Annotated in this window: 13 protein-coding genes and 2 pseudogenes; 9 read left to right on the top strand and 6 right to left on the bottom strand. The window is 66.0% G+C overall.

Annotation, left to right across the window (positions count from 1 at the left end; genetic code table 11):
* Nucleotides 1-653, top strand: a 653-nt coding sequence (locus IWX85_RS19015; RefSeq protein WP_370584334.1) for a sodium-independent anion transporter, incomplete at its 5' end; no start/stop codon positions are given.
* Between the two features lie 167 nt (nucleotides 654-820).
* Here IWX85_RS19015 and alkB read toward each other — a convergent pair.
* The 3 genes and pseudogenes from alkB to IWX85_RS19000 form a co-directional block, all read right to left on the bottom strand.
* Nucleotides 821-1,462, bottom strand: a pseudogene (gene alkB / locus IWX85_RS19010) (DNA oxidative demethylase AlkB); the annotation flags it as partial.
* Nucleotides 1,463-1,513: 51 nt separating this feature from the next.
* On the bottom strand, nucleotides 1,514-1,930 hold the full coding sequence (cueR, locus tag IWX85_RS19005) for a Cu(I)-responsive transcriptional regulator (RefSeq protein WP_196870813.1): 417 nt from the start codon (nucleotides 1,928-1,930) through the stop codon (nucleotides 1,514-1,516).
* The gene (locus tag IWX85_RS19000; protein ID WP_196870812.1) at nucleotides 1,927-4,392 is read right to left on the bottom strand and encodes a heavy metal translocating P-type ATPase; all 2,466 of its coding nucleotides are present in this window, start codon (nucleotides 4,390-4,392) and stop codon (nucleotides 1,927-1,929) included. The genes cueR and IWX85_RS19000 overlap by 4 nt, the downstream gene beginning before the upstream one ends.
* A 242-nt stretch (nucleotides 4,393-4,634) precedes the next feature.
* On the opposite strand from IWX85_RS19000, the gene IWX85_RS18995 reads away from it, so the two are divergent.
* The 5 genes and pseudogenes from IWX85_RS18995 to IWX85_RS18975 all read left to right on the top strand — a co-directional run bounded on the left by IWX85_RS18995 (nucleotide 4,635) and on the right by IWX85_RS18975 (nucleotide 8,462).
* Nucleotides 4,635-4,823 carry a heavy-metal-associated domain-containing protein gene (locus IWX85_RS18995; protein ID WP_036807634.1) on the top strand — a complete coding sequence of 63 codons (189 nt, stop codon included), beginning with the start codon at nucleotides 4,635-4,637 and terminating at the stop codon, nucleotides 4,821-4,823.
* A gap of 89 nt (nucleotides 4,824-4,912) precedes the next feature.
* Nucleotides 4,913-5,782 carry an archaetidylserine decarboxylase gene (gene asd / locus IWX85_RS18990; protein ID WP_196870811.1) on the top strand — a complete coding sequence of 290 codons (870 nt, stop codon included), beginning with the start codon at nucleotides 4,913-4,915 and terminating at the stop codon, nucleotides 5,780-5,782.
* A 69-nt stretch (nucleotides 5,783-5,851) separates the two neighbouring features.
* A pseudogene (locus IWX85_RS20630) lies at nucleotides 5,852-6,292 on the top strand (DUF1016 N-terminal domain-containing protein); the annotation flags it as partial.
* A 54-nt stretch (nucleotides 6,293-6,346) separates the two neighbouring features.
* Complete coding sequence (locus tag IWX85_RS20625) at nucleotides 6,347-6,883, top strand: PDDEXK nuclease domain-containing protein (RefSeq protein WP_231379999.1); 537 nt, start codon at nucleotides 6,347-6,349, stop codon at nucleotides 6,881-6,883.
* Nucleotides 6,884-6,986: 103 nt separating this feature from the next.
* Complete coding sequence (locus tag IWX85_RS18975; protein ID WP_196870808.1) at nucleotides 6,987-8,462, top strand: M20 family metallopeptidase; 1,476 nt, start codon at nucleotides 6,987-6,989, stop codon at nucleotides 8,460-8,462.
* A gap of 145 nt (nucleotides 8,463-8,607) precedes the next feature.
* Here the strand turns inward: IWX85_RS18975 and IWX85_RS18970 are convergent, their stop codons facing one another.
* The 3 genes from IWX85_RS18970 to IWX85_RS18960 form a co-directional block, all read right to left on the bottom strand.
* Nucleotides 8,608-9,777 carry an MFS transporter gene (locus tag IWX85_RS18970; protein ID WP_196870807.1) on the bottom strand — a complete coding sequence of 390 codons (1,170 nt, stop codon included), beginning with the start codon at nucleotides 9,775-9,777 and terminating at the stop codon, nucleotides 8,608-8,610.
* A 27-nt stretch (nucleotides 9,778-9,804) separates the two neighbouring features.
* Nucleotides 9,805-10,545: a 16S rRNA (uracil(1498)-N(3))-methyltransferase gene (locus IWX85_RS18965; protein ID WP_196870806.1), complete on the bottom strand. Its 741-nt coding sequence runs from the start codon at nucleotides 10,543-10,545 to the stop codon at nucleotides 9,805-9,807.
* Between the two features lie 91 nt (nucleotides 10,546-10,636).
* Nucleotides 10,637-11,719, bottom strand: coding sequence for an aminoglycoside phosphotransferase family protein (locus IWX85_RS18960; protein WP_196870805.1), 1,083 nt, complete (start codon nucleotides 11,717-11,719; stop codon nucleotides 10,637-10,639).
* 104 nt (nucleotides 11,720-11,823) lie between these two features.
* Here IWX85_RS18960 and IWX85_RS18955 point away from each other — a divergent pair, with 104 nt between their 5' ends.
* The 3 genes from IWX85_RS18955 to IWX85_RS18945 all read left to right on the top strand — a co-directional run bounded on the left by IWX85_RS18955 (nucleotide 11,824) and on the right by IWX85_RS18945 (nucleotide 16,793).
* Nucleotides 11,824-14,280 carry an LPS-assembly protein LptD gene (locus IWX85_RS18955; protein WP_196870804.1) on the top strand — a complete coding sequence of 819 codons (2,457 nt, stop codon included), beginning with the start codon at nucleotides 11,824-11,826 and terminating at the stop codon, nucleotides 14,278-14,280.
* On the top strand, nucleotides 14,273-15,676 hold the full coding sequence (locus tag IWX85_RS18950) for a peptidylprolyl isomerase (protein ID WP_036807658.1): 1,404 nt from the start codon (nucleotides 14,273-14,275) through the stop codon (nucleotides 15,674-15,676). Before IWX85_RS18955 ends, IWX85_RS18950 begins: the two co-directional genes overlap by 8 nt.
* Before the next feature lie 175 nt (nucleotides 15,677-15,851).
* Nucleotides 15,852-16,793 carry an rRNA adenine dimethyltransferase family protein gene (locus IWX85_RS18945; protein WP_196870803.1) on the top strand — a complete coding sequence of 314 codons (942 nt, stop codon included), beginning with the start codon at nucleotides 15,852-15,854 and terminating at the stop codon, nucleotides 16,791-16,793.
* The last annotated feature ends 145 nt before the right edge of the window (nucleotides 16,794-16,938 follow it).

Below are 16,938 nucleotides of genomic sequence, written 5' to 3'. Positions count from 1 at the left end.
GGGGCAGCGCAGATCGCGTTGCGACAAGCGTGGGGGCAACGGCCGCCAGCGCCGGGCCGCCCCAAGCAAGGCCAGCCCCCTCGGGGGGCAGCGCAGATCGCGTTGTGACAAGCGTGGGGGCAACGGCCGCCAGCGCCGGGCCGCCCCAAGCAAGGCCAGCCCCCTCGGGGGGCAGCGCAGTACACGAAGTGACAAGCGTGGGGGCAACATTCCTGCCGGAATGCCCGCAACTCAAGCTGCTGCGCATGGAAGGAGAGGTGTATTTCGGCGCCACCCAGCATGTCGCCGACATCCTGCACGCGCTGCGCACCCAGCCGCATCCGCAAAAGCACCTGCTGGTGATGGCCAAGAGCATGAACTTCATCGACCTGGCGGGTGCCGAACTGTGGGAAGCCGAACTCGCTGCGCGCCGGGCCATGGGCGGCAACCTGTACTTTCACCGCCCGCGCCCGGAGGTGATCCGCATGTGGCGCAAGACCGGCTTCACCGACGTGCTGGGGCCTTCCCACCAGTTTTCCGACAAGTTCACTGCCATTGCCACCATCTTTGGCAAGCTGGACCCGGACATCTGCCGGCATTGCAGTGCCCGGATTTTCGAGGAGTGCAAGACGGCTGCGGGCGCTGACGATCCGGCGAATCAGCCGACAAGCTGAAGGCACTGCTCAAAGCAAACGGCCTGCCCGGTCATGAAGCACAGTTTCATGCCGGAATGTCCCTGGCGCTGGGTTACGCGCAAGCACTGGACTGTCCGCGCCTCCACGTCATGGCGGGCGTGCTGACGGGTGTGAAGCCTGTCTCGCCAAGCACCTCTTTATAAACATCAACCCGCGCGGCGAAACGTCAGGTTGATGCGCTGGCGCCCCAGGCGCGGGTGCTCGCCGTCGGCCAGCGGCGCCACGCCGTGAAACGCCAGCCGCGACACGCCGCCCCACACCGCCACGTCTGCGTGCGCCAGCCGCCAGCGGGCAGGGCGGTCGCTGCGCTGCAAACCGCCGAACAAAAAAACCGCCGGCAGCCCCAGCGACACCGAGACAATGGGCGCGCCCAGGTCGCTTTCGTCGCGGTCCTGGTGCAGCGACAGGCGCGCGCCCGGTTCGTAGCGGTTGATCAGGCAGGCGTCGGGCGCAAAGCCTTCATAACCCGCCTCTGCCGCCGCCTGCATCGCCAGTTCGGCAAAGCAGGCAGGCATGGATGGCCAGGGCTGGCCCGAGAGCGGGTCGGTGCTGCTGTACCGGTAGCCGGTGCGGTCGGAGACCCAGCCCAGCGCGCCGCAGTTGCTCATCCCGACCGACATGACACGCCCGCCCGGCGTCTTGAGGTGGCGCAAGGGCGCGGCCGCGATGACCTGCCGCGCAGCCTGAAGCAGCGCTTCGGCCTGGTCCAAGGCAAAACCGCGGAGCAATGCGGCGCCCGGCGCGATGGGCTCGGGCGCGGCATAAGGCGCCGGGCATTCGTCGAAAAGACTGTTTGCGCAACATGCACGGGCTCAAGTAGCTATAAAATAAATAGCAAATTATTCTGCCAGCCCGGTCAAGATCGGGCAATCGGGCCGGTCGTCCCCGGCGCAGCAATGCGCCAGTTGCGCCAGCGTTTGCCGCATGGCCTGCATCTCGGCAATGCGCCGCTCCAGGTCGGCCACATGCGCCTGGGCGATGCGTTTCACATCGGCACTGGCGCGCTGCTGGTTTTGCCACAGCTTGAGCAGCTCGCCGATCTCGGCCATGCTGAAGCCCAGCGTCCGGGCGCGGCGGATGAAGCGCAGGGTGTGGATTTGGGTGTCGCCATACTGCCGGTAGCCCGCGTCGGTGCGGTGCACGGCGGGCAGCAGGCCGAGCGATTCGTAGTGCCGCACCATCTTGGCCGACACGCCCGACTGGCTGGCGGCCTGGCCGATGTTGAAGGGGCCATTGCCAATTACAGCTGCGGTCATTTCGAGCTTCCTTTCCAGCGGCGCAGCAGCAGCGCGTTCATCACCACGCTGACACTGCTGAACGCCATGGCCGCGCCGGCAATCACCGGGCTGAGCATCCCGAACGCCGCCAGTGGAATGCCGACCGCGTTGTAGAAAAATGCCCAGAAAAGGTTTTGCCGGATCTTGGCGTAGGTGCGGCGCGAGATGTCGATGGCGTCGGCCACCAGCGCCGGGTCGCCGCGCATCAGCGTGATGCCGGCGGCCTGCATCGCCACGTCGGTGCCGGTGGACATGGCAATGCCGACATCGGCCGCCGCCAGCGCAGGCGCGTCGTTGATGCCGTCGCCGACCATCGCCACCCGGCCGCCGTCCTGCTTCAGCTGGTCTTTCAGCTGGCCGACGATGGCTGCCTTGTTCTCGGGCAAGACCTGGAAATGCACGATGTCGATGCCAAGCTGCCTGGCCACCGCCTCGGCGCTGCCCCGGTTGTCGCCGGTGACCAGCGCGGTCTGGATGCCGAGTGCATGCAGGCTGGCAATGGCCGGCGCGGCGCTGGCCTTGACCGTGTCGCCAAAGGCCAGCAGCGCCAGCAGTTGCGGTGCGCCAGTCACGTCGGCCAGCCAGGACACGGTGCGGCCTTCGGCCTCCAGTGCCTCGGCGCGCACCGCAAAGGCGCCAAGGTCCACGCCCAGTTCCTGCATGAAGCGCGGACTGCCCAGGCGCAGTTCATGGCCCTCGACCACCGCCGACATGCCGCGCCCGGCCACCGCACGGACTTCAGACGCCGCTGGCACGCTGCGTTCTTCCTGTGCGGCCAGTTGCGTGACCGCCTTGGCCAGCGGATGCTCGCTGCCGGCCTGGATGGCGGCGGCCCAGCCGAGGGCCGCATCGCGCGAAATATCCACGGACTCCAGTGCCACCAGTTCGGGCTTGCCTTCGGTCAGCGTGCCGGTCTTGTCGAAGGCGACGACCTTCACCTGGTGCGCCACTTCCAGCGCTTCGGCGTCCTTGATCAAGATACCGTGTTTCGCCGCCACGCCGGTGCCGGCCATGATGGCGGTCGGCGTCGCCAGCCCGAGCGCGCAGGGGCAGGCGATCACCAGCACCGCGACGGCGTTCAAGATGGCGGTTTCCCAGTTGCCCGTCGCCAGCCCCCAGCCGAGCAGCGTGACGGCTGCGATGCCGATCACCACCGGCACAAACACCGCGCTGACCTGATCGACCAGCCGCTGGATTGGCGCTTTTTTAGCCTGCGCCGATTCGACCATGCGCACGATGCGCGCCAGCGTCGATTCGGCGCCGATGGCCGTGGTGCGCACGATGATCAAGCCTTCGGCATTGACCGCGCCGCCCGTCACCCGGTCGCCCGCGTGTTTGTTGACCGGCAGGCTTTCGCCGGTGATCAGCGATTCATCGACCTCGGTCGCGCCTTCCATAATTTCGCCATCGACCGCGATGCGTTCACCGGGACGCACCACGACCTGATCGCCAACCTGCACGTCGCCGATGGGCACATCCCTGTCCACACCGCTACGCCGGACCCGCGCGGTTTCGGGCCGCAGCGCATTGAGTGCCCGGATGGCTTCGGTGGTCTGGCGCTTGGCCCGCGCTTCCATCCATTTGCCCAGCAGTACCAGCGTGATGACCACCGCCGACGCTTCAAAATAAAGATGCGGCATGCCGTCAGCGCCATGGCGCAGCAACAGGTACACGCTCAACCCGTAGGCCGCCGATGTGCCGACCGCCACCAGCAAGTCCATGTTGCCAGCGCCAGCGCGCACGGCTTTCCAGCCGGCCTTGTAAAACCGCGCACCCAGCCAGAACTGCACCGGCGTGGCCAGCAGCCACTGAATCCAGCCGCCCAGCATCCACTCCTTGCCAAACAGCATGCCGACCATGGGCAGCGCCAGCGGTGCCGACAGCGCGGCCGCCACGGCAATCGGCCACCAGGGGGCACCGGACGGCGCGGCCGGGCTGGCGCCCGTCGCTGCCGCCTGGATCGCTTCTGCCCGGTAACCGGCTTTTTCCACGGCGGCGATGAGCTGGGGCAGGGCGGCCGCGCCGCCCGCCAGGGTGACTTCGGCGGTTTCCGTCGCCAGGTTGACGTCGGCCGACAGCACGCCCGGCACCTGCTTGAGCGCCTTTTCGACCCGCGCGACGCAGGACGCGCAGGTCATGTCGCCAATCTTCAGCCGCAGCGACGCCTCGCCCACGGTGCTGCCCGCAGTGCTGCCCACGGCATAGCCGGCTTTTTCCACAGCCGCTTTCAACGTGTCCAGGGTGACTTCGCGGCCCGCCTTGACACTGGCCTGCTCGGTGGCGAAATTGACGCTGGCTTCCTCAACCCCCGGCGTGGCGGCCAGGGCTTTTTCAACCCGGGCCACGCAGGAGCCGCAGGTCATGCCTTCCACGGGGAAGCGCCATTCCTTCAAGGCGGATGCGGGGGCCAGCGGGACTGGCAGGGTGTGGCTGACGCTCATGGTTGTTTCCTGAAAATTCGGTAATGGAGCGAGTCTGAACCTTGCCATGATGGCAAAGTCAAGCACTGGCTGGCATTAACCCTGACGGACTTCAGGATGCTGATGCCACTGCTTGACCTTCCCTGCATGGCAAGGTTCACACTGCCGGCTTGAAACCGGGCAAAGCGCTGGTCTGAAATTTCGAACACCGCTGTTTTTCCCGTTCTTTCATTTTTCTCCTTTCACACTTTCAAGGAAACCCCATGCAATTCAATGTCCCCGACATGAGCTGCGGCCACTGCGCCGGCGTCATCACCAAGGCCCTGCAGCAACTCGATGCCGATGCCATGATCAGCATCGACCTGCCGGCCAAACAAGTCACCGTCGAGACCGCGCAGGAGCGGCAAACCGTCGCCGCCGCGCTCACCGAGGCCGGCTACCCGACCGAGTGAGGCTTGTCCAGGCAGTCGGGGCAAACCCCGGCACGCTGCTGTGGCAGGGCTCGATAGAATGATTCTTCCCTTCACTTTTGTCAGCGCCTGTGTCCGACCGTTTAGCCGTTTTGCCCCAATACCTGTTGCCCAAGCAGGCGCTCACCCGCTTTGCCGGTTTTGTCGCCTCGCGCGAACGCGGCTGGGTGACCACCGAGATCATCCGCCGCTTTGTCGCCAAATACCAGGTGAACATGGACGAGGCGCTCAACCCGGACATCGGCGCCTACCTGTCCTTCAACGACTTTTTCACCCGCGCGCTCAAGCCCGGTGCGCGGCCACTGGCCGAGTCGGCGCTGGTCTGCCCGGTCGATGGCGCGATCAGCCAGTTTGGCGTCATCAGGCACGACCAGCTGTTGCAGGCCAAGGGCCACGACTATTCCACCACGGCGCTGGTTGGCGGTGACGCGGCGCTGGCCGCGCAGTACGACAACGGCCATTTCGCCACGATCTACCTGAGCCCGAAGGACTACCACCGCATCCACATGCCGGCGGGCGGGCGTTTGACGCGCATGATTTACGTGCCCGGTGACCTGTTCTCGGTCAACCCGGTCACGGCGCGCGGCGTGCCGGGGCTGTTTGCGCGCAACGAGCGCGTGGTCTGCGTGTTCGAGTCGGCGCGCGGGCCGTTCGCGCTGGTGCTGGTCGGCGCGACGATCGTCGGCAGCATGGCGACCGTCTGGCACGGCGTGGTGAATCCGCCGCGCGGCAAGGTGGTGCGCGAGTGGCTTTATCCGGCGTCTGGCCAGCCCGAAGTCGTTCTCAAGCAGGGCGAGGAAATGGGCCGGTTTTTACTGGGATCGACCGTCGTGCTGCTGTTTCCGAAAGGCCCGCTGCGCTTCAATACCGACTGGGCGCCGGGCCGGGCGGTGCGGCTGGGGGAAGTGATGGCGAACTACTCGGCGGCCGCGCAGGGCTGAGCCGGCAGGTTCGGCCGCACAGGCCCGTTTGTGCCGCACGATTCATGACACCGCTTTTGAAAGAACTTAATGAACAGTGAACCTGTGCCTGTCCCCCAAGCCGATTTTGAGCAAATCGCGCAACTGATGGCGGCGGCCCGGCAGCAGGCGGTGCAGGCCGTCAACACCACCTTGATTGATTTGTACTGGCAGGTCGGCCAAACCATCAGCCTCAAGATCGAGCAGGCGCAGTAGGGTGATGGCGTGGTGGCGCAACTGGCCAGCCACCTGGCGCGCACCCAGCCGGGGCTGCGCGGTTTTACCACCCGCAACCTGTTTCGCATGCGGCAGTTTTACGACGCGTACCGGGGCGATGAGAAAGTCTCACCACTGCTGAAACAATTGCCGTGGACGCACAACCTCATCATCCTGAACCAGAGCCAGCGGCCCGAGGAGCGCGAGTTTTACCTGCGCCAGGCCATTCGCGAAAAATGGAGTAGCCGCGAGCTGGAGCGCCAGTTCAAGACCGCGCTGTTCGAGCGCACGGTGCTGAGTCCGGCAAAAGTGTCAGCAGTGCTGTCACAAATGCATCCCGACGCCTTGAGCGTGTTCAAGGACAGCTACCTGGTCGAGTTCCTGGACCTGCCGCAAGGCCATTTGGAGGCCGACTTGCACCAGGGCTTGCTGCAGCAGCTCAAGACTTTTCTGATCGAGTTGGGCCGCGATTTCTGCTTTGTCGGTAGCGAATACCCGCTGCAGGTGGGCGGACGCGACTTTGCGCTGGACCTGCTGTTTTTCCACCGGGGGCTTAACTGCCTGGTGGCGATTGAATTGAAAGTCGGGCGGTTCGAGCCGGAATACCTTGGAAAACTCGGCTTCTACCTCGAAGCCTTGGACCGCGATGTGAAAAAGCCGCACGAGCAGCCTGCCATCGGCGTGCTGCTGTGCGCCAGCCAGGATGAGGAAGTGGTCGAATACGCGCTCAGCCGCAGCCTGTCCCCGGCGCTGATCGCCGCCTACCAGACCCAGCTGCCGGACAAGGCCTTGCTGCAAGCCAAGCTCCATGAGCTGTATGCGCAGAATGCGGCAACTGATCCTGCCGAAGGCAACCCATCTTCCTGATGGCCGGTCGAATGGCCCGGTTCAGGCGCGGGCGGGGTTATTGCCGCAGGCGTAAAGTAGCCGTCTTGCCCAGAGGCCCCACTTTTCATCTCCGGAGTCCGCCATGAACGCCCCCCTGCACCGCGAAATTCCCGCCGGCATCCTCGACGCCGCCCAGGCGCTTGCCCAGGTCACGACCCAATGGGACGATGACATCGTCAAGCAGCTGACCGACTACATCGCCATTCCCGCCAAGTCGCCGGCCTTCGACCCCGACTGGGCGCAGCATGGTTTTATCGACACGGTGATGCGCAATGCGGCGACGTGGGTCGAGGCGCAGAAGGTGGAAGGCTTGACGCTGGAGATCGTCCGGCTTGAAGGCCGCACGCCAGTGCTGTTCTTTGAAATCCCGGCCACCCGCGCCGGCTCGACGCAAACGGTCCTGATGTATGGCCACCTGGACAAGCAGCCCGAATTCACTGGCTGGCGCAACGACCTGAGCCCGTGGAAAGCCACCTACGAGGACGGCAAGCTCTACGGCCGGGGCGGTGCCGACGACGGCTATGCGGTCTATGCCAGCATTGCCGCCGTGCAGGCGCTGAAAAGCCAGGGGATTGAACACCCGCGCATCGTTGGCCTGATTGAAACCTGCGAGGAAAGCGGCTCCTACGACCTGCTGCCGTATGTGAATGCGCTCAAAGACCGGCTGGGCGAGGTGGCGCTGGTGGTCTGCCTGGACTCGGGCGCCGGCAACTACGACCAGCTCTGGCTGACGACCAGCCTGCGCGGCAACGCGGCCGGCGTGCTGAAAGTCGAAATCCTGACCGAAGGCGTGCATTCGGGCGACGCCAGTGGCCTGGTGCCGTCGAGCTTTCGCATCATGCGCCAGGTGCTCGACCGGCTGGAAGACAGCGCCACCGGCCGGCTGCTGCCGCAAAGCTTTCACTGCGAGGTGCCGGCCGACCGGCTGGCGCAGGCCGAGGCCACAGCGAAAATCCTCGGCGACGAGATCTACAAGCGCTTTCCGTGGGCGCATTACGACTGCGAAGGCGCTTCGACTTTTGCGCTGCCGACGACCACCGATCCGGTCGAGGCGCTGCTCAACCGCACCTGGCGCCCGACGCTGAGCGTGACTGGCGCCGAGGGTTTTCCGTCATTCCGCGACGCCGGCAATGTGCTGCGGCCCTACACCGCCTTCAAGCTGTCGCTGCGCTTTCCGCCGCTGATCGATGCCGGCGTGGCGGTGCAGGAACTCAAAAAGCTGCTCGAAGACAATGCGCCCTACCAGGCCAGGGTGACATTCGACGGCGGCGGCGGCGCCTCGGGCTGGAATGCCCCAAGTACCGTGCCGTGGTTTGAAAGCGCCTTGAACGAGGCGTCGCAAAATTTCTTCGGTGCACCCTGCGGCACGATCGGCCAGGGCGGAACGATTCCGCTGATGGGCATGCTCAGCAAGGGCTTTCCCAAAGCGCAGATGATGGTTTGCGGCGTGCTCGGCCCCAAGAGCAATGCGCACGGGCCCAATGAGTTTTTGCATGTGCCGTATGCGCGAAAGCTGACGGCGGCGGTGGCGCAGGTGATGGCGCGAGTGCCGGGGTGACAACGGCGTCAGCCGTCCAGCGCCCAGACGCAGGGCCATGGGCGATCTGCGCCGCGACCAATTTTGAGTAAAAAAGACCTTTTCCGCAGACCAGACAAGCGCGGGCAGCTATCAAAAAAGAAGCGTCAGTGGTCCGCCTGCGCTTTCACGCCTTGCGCAGCCTGCGCTGCTGCAGGCCCAGCCAGCCCAGCGCCAGTGCGGTCAGGCCCAGCGGCAGCAGCGAGCCCAGGTTCAGCAGCGCCCAGCCCTGGGTCGTGACCAGCACGCCTGACGCCAGCGACGACACCGCCAGCACCGCGAACACGCAAAAATTCAGCGCGCCCTGGGCCTTGTCCTTTTCTTCCGGCCGGTAGGCCGTCAGCGCCAGCGTGGTGGCGCCGGTGAACAGGAAGTTCCAGCCCAGGCCGAGCAGGAACAGCGCCGCCACAAACTGCTGGAACTCCACACCCGACAGCGCGATCAGCACGCAGGCGATGTTCAGCGCCAGCCCCGTCGCCATGATGGGCAGCGTGCCGTAGCGCTTGATCAGGTGGCCGGTGAAAAAGCCCGGCGCGAACATGCCGATCACATGCCATTCCAGCACCCAGGCCACGTCGGAAAACGGCAGGCCGCAGACCTGCATGGCAATCGGCGTGGCGGCCATCAGGAGGTTCATCACGCCGTAGCCCAGCGCGCCGGCGGCAGCCGCAACGATGAAGACCGGCTGGCGCATGATGTCGCCCAGCGGCCGGCCGCCGCCGCTGGCGTGTTTCGGTGGTGGCGGTGGAAAGTCGATGAAGGCCAGCAGGCCCATCGCCAGCAGCGCCACGCCGGCCAGCGCCAGGTAGGCGCCGGCAAACGGCACGGCGGTCAGGCTGCGCGTGCCGGCGGCCAGGTTGGGCCCGGCGACCGCGCCGATCAGGCCGCCCGCCATGACCAGTGAAATCGCTTTTTCGCGGAACGCCGGCAACGCCAGTTCGGCGGCGGCAAAGCGGTAGAGCTGCGCATTGGCGTTGTAATAGCCGGCCACCAGCGTGGCCGCGACCAGCAGCCAGAAGTTCCGGCTGTAGGCCGCGTAGCCGCACAGCAGGGCCGACGCCAGGCCGACGAGCAGCCCAAGCTGGAACGAGGCCTTGCGGCCAAAACGGCGCTGGGTGTGCGCCACCAGCCCGGTGGACAGCGCGCCGCCGACCACATACGCCATCACCGGCAGCGTGGCCATCCAGCCCAGCGGCGCCAGGCTCAAGCCGACCAGGCCGTTGATGGCGATGAAGGTGACGTTGTTGGTCAGGAACAAGCCCTGGCAAATCGTCAGCAGCCAGAGGTTGCGGTTCATGCGTTTGCGTCCAGGTGCAGTCGGGGTCTAGTCGAGATTCAGCAGCGACAGGCAGGCCAGCGGCGCGGTCTCGGCGCGCAGCACCCGCGGCCCCAGCGTGACCCGGCTGAAGCCGCAGGCAAGGGCGGCGGCTTCTTCGGCCGGGCTCAGCCCGCCCTCCGGGCCGTTCAGAAAAGTGAGGGCGCCGCTGCCGGTCACGGCCCGGCTCAAGGGCTGGCTGCCGTCCTGCAGCGACAGCAGCAGCCGCGAGCCGGCGTTGGTGGATGTTGCGGCCATGCTCTGTTTCAGCCAATCGGCCAGCGTGCAAACGCCATGAATCAGCAGCAGGCGGTTGCGGCCGCACTGCTCGCTGGACGCAATGGCAATGCCTTGCCAGTGGGCGACCTTCTTGTCGGCGCGTTCGGCTTTCAGGCGCAGCACGCTGCGCTCGCTCATCACCGGCTGGATGCTGGCCGCGCCGAGTTCGGTGGCTTTTTCGATCAGCCAGTCCATGCGGTCGTTGGCCGGCATGCCGACGACCAGATGAATGGCGCGGCTGGCCTCGCGCGCCGTGGCGGTGAATGCGCCAAGGGTGACGTCCACCTCGCTGCGGCCCATGCGCTCGACCGTGGCGTCGAATTCGCCTTCCGCGTCCCCCCGGCCGTTGAACAGGGTGATGTGTCCGCCCGGCTGCAGGCGCAGCACCTGCACATGGCGCGCGGTCTGTTCGGGCAAGGTGACACTCTGGCCCGGAACCAGTGCGATGTCGGCGTAAAAGCGGGCGCTCACGGCGTAAGCGCCACTGGCAAAGAAACCGTTTCAACTATTAAATCAATAGCTGACAACAAAAGCCTGGCGTGCGCAAAAGGCCTATTTGATATCAAAACGTGTACCCCACGCGGGTTTCGTTGCCCTCGATCTCGTCGAGCAGCACCATCAGCGGCCCGAGCTGGCGGTAGCGGGCGCAGGTGGCGCGGGCGTACTTGATGAAGCGCGGCGTGTCGGCCAGGTATTTGGGTTTGCCGTCGCGCAGGCTCAAGCGCGCAAAAACGCCCAGCACCTTGAGGTGGCGCTGCAGCCCCATCCATTCGACGGCGCGGTAGAACTCGCCGAAATCATCGCCCACCGGCAAGCCCGCCTTGCGCGCCTTTTGCCAGTAGCGCACGGTGATGTCGAGAATGAACTCCTCTTCCCAGCTCAGGAACGCATCGCGCATCAGGCTGGCGATGTCGTAGGTCACCGGGCCATAGACCGCGTCCTGGAAGTCCAAAACGCCAAGGTCGCCGTTGGCGTCGACCATCAGGTTGCGCGGCATGAAGTCGCGGTGCACATAGACGCGGGCGCCGTCCAGCGAATTCAGGCAGCTGGCCTTGATCTGCGCAAACAGGGGCTCCAGCTTGCCCATCAGCGTGGCATCCAGCGCAAAACCCCGGTGCTTGTCGACATACCACTCGGGAAACAGCGCCAGCTCGCGCGACAGCAGCGCATCGTCGTACGGCGGCAGCACGCCGGGTTTGGACGCGAGCTGCCACTGCACCAGCACGTCCACCGCCTGCATGTAGCGCGCGAAGTGCGCCGGCGTCGCCTCGATGCGGGCATCGACGGCGGTGGGCGGCGCGATCACCTCCATCAGGGTCTGCGCGCCCAAGTCGCTCAGCAGCATGAAGCCCAGCGGCGCATCCCAGGCCAGCACGCGCGGCGCGCTCAGGCCGGCGTCCGCCATCAGGCCGGCCACCTTGACGAAAGGCGCGCAGTCTTCCTGGGCCGGCGGCGCATCCATGATGATGAAGCGCTGTCCGCTAGATGCGTCCACGCGGAAATAGCGCCGAAAGCTGGCATCGGCCGACGCCAGCCGGACGGTCCCCGGCTGCAAGCCGTGCGGCGGCGCCACGGCGGCGAGCCACTGGGCAAAGGCGCTGGCGCGCGCAGGGTCAAGCCAGTCGGGGGGTAGGGAAGCGGTCATGTTTTCAAAGCCCTTGGTCGGTGCGGCAGCCCGGCGCGGGCCGGGGCAGGAGGGTCATGGATAATCAGCCCTGATTTTACAAACGGGTTTATCTCATACAAACGATGCGCCACGCATCCCGCCCCTTCTTTATTCTTTCCCCGGTCGCCCATGCGGTCTCCCGGCTGGCGATGCTCGCCACGCTGGGACTGGCGGCGGCCGGACCCGGCCATGCGCAGGCGCCTGCCGTGGTGGCCGACGGCGCCGCGCCGTCCGCGCCGCTGGCGCTCAAAAGCTCGCCCCTGCTGGCGGAGGACGTTTCGAAAGCGCCCGGGGACGAAGGGCCGACCTTCGTCTTTGGCGACACCATTTCGGGCCGCCCGGACCTGGAAACGGTGATCGAGGGCAATGCCGAACTGCGCCGTGGCGCCACCTCGATGCGCGCTGACCGCATCGAGTACTACCAGCCCGACGACCAGCTCATCAGCACCGGCCATGTGCGCATCAACAATGCCGGCAACCGCTTTGAAGGCCCCGAGCTGCAGCTCAAGCTCGACCGTTTCGAAGGCTTTTTTACTGCGCCCCGCTACCGCTTTCTGCAAAACGGCGGCAACGGCCAGGCCGAGCGGGTCGATTTCATCGACGACAAGCATTTCAGCGCGCACCGCGCCAGCTACACCACCTGTGAGCGGGGCAACGAGGAAAGCTGGAAGCCGGCCTGGGAAATGACCGCGACCCGGGTTGACTTTGACCTGGACCGCGAAGTCGGCGTGGCCACCGGCGCGGTCGTGCGTTTCAAGCAGGTGCCGATCCTGGCCTTCCCCAAGGTCAGCTTTCCGCTCAGCGACCAGCGCAAATCGGGCTTGTTGCCGCCCACGCTGGGCCTGGATTCGCTGAACGGCTTTGAAGTCCGCCAGCCGTATTACTTCGACATCGCGCCCAACCGGGACGCGACCTTCTCGCCCGCCATCATGGCCAAGCGCGGCGTCGATCTGGCCGGCGAGTTCCGCTACCTGGAGCCGACCTACAAGGGCCAGCTGCGCGCCAATGTGCTGCCCGGCGACAAGCTGCGCGGGCGCGACCGCTGGTCGTATTCGCTGCAGCACCTCGGCGCCATCGACACCGGCGTGCCGTCCATCGGCGGCGTGGGCCTGAACCTGAACTTGAACAAGGTCAGCGACAACGACTACTGGCGCGATTTTCCGGTGGCCACCGGCCAGGTCACGCAGCGGCTGCTGACGCAGGACGCCATCCTGAGCTGGAGCAAGGGCTATTTTTCCTCGTCGGTGCGGGCGCTGAAGTGGCAGACGCTGCAGGATGTCAGCTCGCCCATCATCCCGCCGTATGACCGCCTGCCGCAACTGACCGCCGCCTACACCCGCGTCGATGCCCCGCTGCCCGGGCTGGCGGCACTGGGCGGGGGCTTTGACTGGTCCGCAGAGGCCGATTTCACCCGGTTTTCCGCCGACCAGAGCCTGACGAAGCAGCCCAACGGCAACCGGGCCTTCAGCCGGCTGCAGGTGAGCCGTCCGTGGCTGGCGCCCTGGGGCTACGTCACGCCCAAGGTGCAGCTGCATGCGACCAGCTACCAGTTCGAGTCGCCATTGGCCAACGGCGCCACGTCGGCCACGCGCGTCGTGCCGACCTTCAGCCTGGACAGCGGCCTGACCTTCGAGCGCGACGCCCGCTATTTCGGCCGCAGCTTCACCCAGACGCTGGAGCCGCGTGCCTTCTATGTGCGAACGCCCTACCGCGACCAGAGCTTTCTGCCGAACTACGACTCGGGCGCGAACAGCTTCAACTTTGCCACTGTCTTCACCGAAAACGCCTTTGTCGGCAATGACCGCATCTCGGACGCGAACCTGCTCACGCTGGGCCTGACCTCGCGGCTGCTGGACCCGGCCACCGGCGCCGAGGCGGTTCGCCTGGGCGTGGCGCAGCGACTGCGTTTCGACGACCAGCGCGTCAGCCTGCCGGCCCTCGGCACGACACCGGTGCCCGGCGCGCTGCCGGTGACCGACCGCGTCAGCGACCTGCTGGTCGGCGCTTCGGTCAACTGGGTGCCGCAGTGGACGTTCGACGGAACGGTGCAGTACAACCCCAAGATCAGGGAGTCGGAACTGGCGTCCATCGGCGTGCGCTACAACCCGGGCAACTACCGAACCGTCAGCGCCGCCTTTCGCCGCCAGCGCAACATCAGCCAGCAGGTCGACGTCGGCTGGCAGTGGCCGATCAACGACCTGTGGGGCGACAAGGGCCAGGACCTGGGCGCCGGACGCGGCCAGGGCGGCGGGCGCTACTACAGCGTGGGCCGGCTGAACTACAGCACGCTGGAGAAAAAGCTGGTCGATGCGGTGGTCGGCATTGAATACGACGGCTGCTGCTGGATTGGCCGCGTCGTGCTGCAGCGCTCGCAAAACAGCACCGCGACGTCCAGCACGCGCATCTTGTTCCAGCTTGAAATGGTGGGTTTTTCGCGCATTGGCGCCAGCCCACTCGAAACCCTCAAGAGCAACGTGCCACGCTACCAGAACCTGCGTGACAAAATCAGCCCTCCCAGCCGCTTTACCACTTATGACTAAACACCGCTTTCCCTCTGTCCGGCCGCTGTCTGCCGCGCTGGTGCTTCTGCTGGCGCTGCCCCTGGGCACCGTGCAGGCCCAGATCGCCCGGCCCTCGGCCACGCCGCGCTTGGTGGTGCCTGCGCCGCCGGCGGCCAATACGGCGTCGCGCGCCGGCGCCCAGCGCCAGGCCGACTTCATCGTGGTCGTGGTCAATTCCGAGCCGATCACCAACAACGAAGTACGCGCCAAGCTGCTGCGCACCGAGCAGATGCTCAAGCAGCAGGGCACCGCCGTGCCGCCGCGCAACGAACTGCTGCCGCAACTGATCGAGCGCATGATCAGCGACAAGGCGCAACTGCAGGCCGCGCAGGCCTCGGGCCTGAAGATCGACGACAACGCCGTCGAGGGCGCGGTCCAGACAGTGGCCCGGCAAAACCAGATCACGGTCGACGAGTTGCGCCGGCGTCTGGAAGCCGACAGCATCGACTACGCCCAGTTCCGCTCCGAGATCCGCGACGAACTGCTCATCAGCCGACTGCGCCAGCGCGAAGTCAAGGTGGATGTCAGCGAGTCGGAGATCGACGCCTACCTGCGCGATCAGCAAGGCCAGCCAGGTGCCGCCAGCACATTGCCGGCGGCAATCAACCTGGCTGAAATCCTGGTGGCGGTGCCTGAAAACGCCACGCCCGACCAGGTCGCCAGCCTGCAGGCCAAGGCCGAGCAGGTGCTGGAACGCGTCCGCGCCGGTGCCGACTTTGCCGCTCTGGCGGCCGAGGTCTCGACGTCGGCGGCGCGCGGCAACGGCGGCCAGATGGGCCTGCGCAGCGCCGACCGCTACCCGCCGCTGTTTGTCGAGGCGACGCAAAGCCTGCGCGCCGGCGGTCTGACCGGTCCGGTGCGCAGCGCCGCCGGTTTCCACATCCTGAAGGTCATCGAGAAACGCCAGGGTGGCCTGCCTGACGCCGTCGTCACGCAAACCCATGCCCGTCACATCCTGCTGCGGCTGACGCCCCAGCTGAGCGAAGCGGCGGCCATCGAAAAACTTGCCGGTTTCAAAAAGCGCATCGCGGCCGGCCAGGCCGACTTTGCGACACTGGCACGCGAGAACAGCCAGGATGCCTCGGCCAAGGCGGGCGGCGACCTGGGCTGGGCACCTGCCGGCGCCTTTGTTCCGGAATTTGAAAAGGTGATGAATGCCCTGGCGCCCAACCAGGTGTCCGACCCGCTGGTGTCGCGCTTCGGCGTTCACTTGCTGCAGGTGCTGGAGCGCCGCGAGGTGCCGGTCTCGCCGCGTGACCAGCGCGAGATGGTGCGTGGCGTGCTGCGCGAGAAAAAGCAGGAGGAAGCGCTGGTGCGCTGGGCCGAGGACATTCGCGGCCGCGCGTACGTTGAGTTCCGCGAGCCGCCTCAATGACCCCCACGCTTGTCGCTTCGCGTACTGCGCTGCCCCCCGAGGGGGCCGCTGCGCCTGCGGTCTGGCGACGCCAGTCCCGCGGCCCCTGCTGGGTTAGAGAAGTCGCCCCCACGCTTGTTGCTTTGCGTACTGCGCTGCTCCTTGAGGGGGCCTTGCTTTTGCGGGTTTGCGCGGCATGAAGCACATCCCGCGCAAACGTTTCGGCCAGCATTTCCTGACCGACCGGCTGATCATCGACGGCATCGTGGACGCGATTGCGCCCTTGCCGGGTCAGCCGATGGTCGAGATCGGCCCTGGCCTGGGGGCCATGACACGGCCTTTGGTGGCACGGCTTGGGCACCTGACGGTGATCGAGCTGGACCGCGACCTGGCGCGCCAGCTGCGCACGAATCCGCAACTGACCGTGGTCGAGTCCGATGTGCTGCGGGTCGATTTCAGGCAACTGGCCGGGCAAATCCGGTTGGAGGCTCCTGAAGCGGCAAGCGTCGGCGCCATGGAAACGACCCTTCCCGGCCAGCCAGGGCCGCGGGACTGGCTTCGCCAGACCGCAGGCGGAGCAGCCCCCTCGGGGGGCTGCACACCAGGCGAAGCGGGGAGCGTGGGGGCCTTCAAACTCCGCGTGGTCGGCAACCTGCCCTACAACATCTCCACGCCCATCCTGTTCCACCTGCTCGATGCGGTCGACGTGATCGAGGACCAGCATTTCATGCTGCAAAAGGAAGTCATTGACCGCATGGTGGCGTCGCCCTCGACCAGCGACTATGGCCGGCTGAGCGTCATGCTGCAGTGGCGTTACGCCATGGAAAATGTGCTGCACGTCCCGCCGCAGAGCTTTGACCCGCCGCCGCGCGTGGACAGCGCCATCGTGCGCATGGTGCCGCATGCCGAGCCGGTGCAGCTCGACGTCAAGCTCCTCAGCGAACTGGTGCGGGTGGCCTTCAGCCAGCGGCGCAAGCTGCTGCGCCACACGCTGGGGAAATGGCTGGCGCAAAAAGAGTTTTCCGGTGACTTCGATGTCAAGCGGCGCGCCGAAGAAGTGCCGGTGGCCGAGTACCTGGCGCTGGCACAGCAGGTCAAGGCCGACGCTGCCCAGCCCGAAGACGTTGGCGCACTATAAAATTAGTAGTCGCCCTTGCCCGCCAGGCAGGCGAAAAATACCGATTTGAGTCGCAGATTCAATTACAAAATGCACCAAAAGCTAATGTAAGGGGTTTCATCTCGATGGCATGAAACACCTCGTGAGGAGTGCGAAATCCCAGGCA

This window comes from Polaromonas sp. CG_9.11, from assembly GCF_015752225.1.
Taxonomy (GTDB): domain Bacteria; phylum Pseudomonadota; class Gammaproteobacteria; order Burkholderiales; family Burkholderiaceae_C; genus Polaromonas.
Note: the sequence above shows the minus strand (reverse complement) of the source record. Positions and strands in the feature narration are given on the sequence as shown.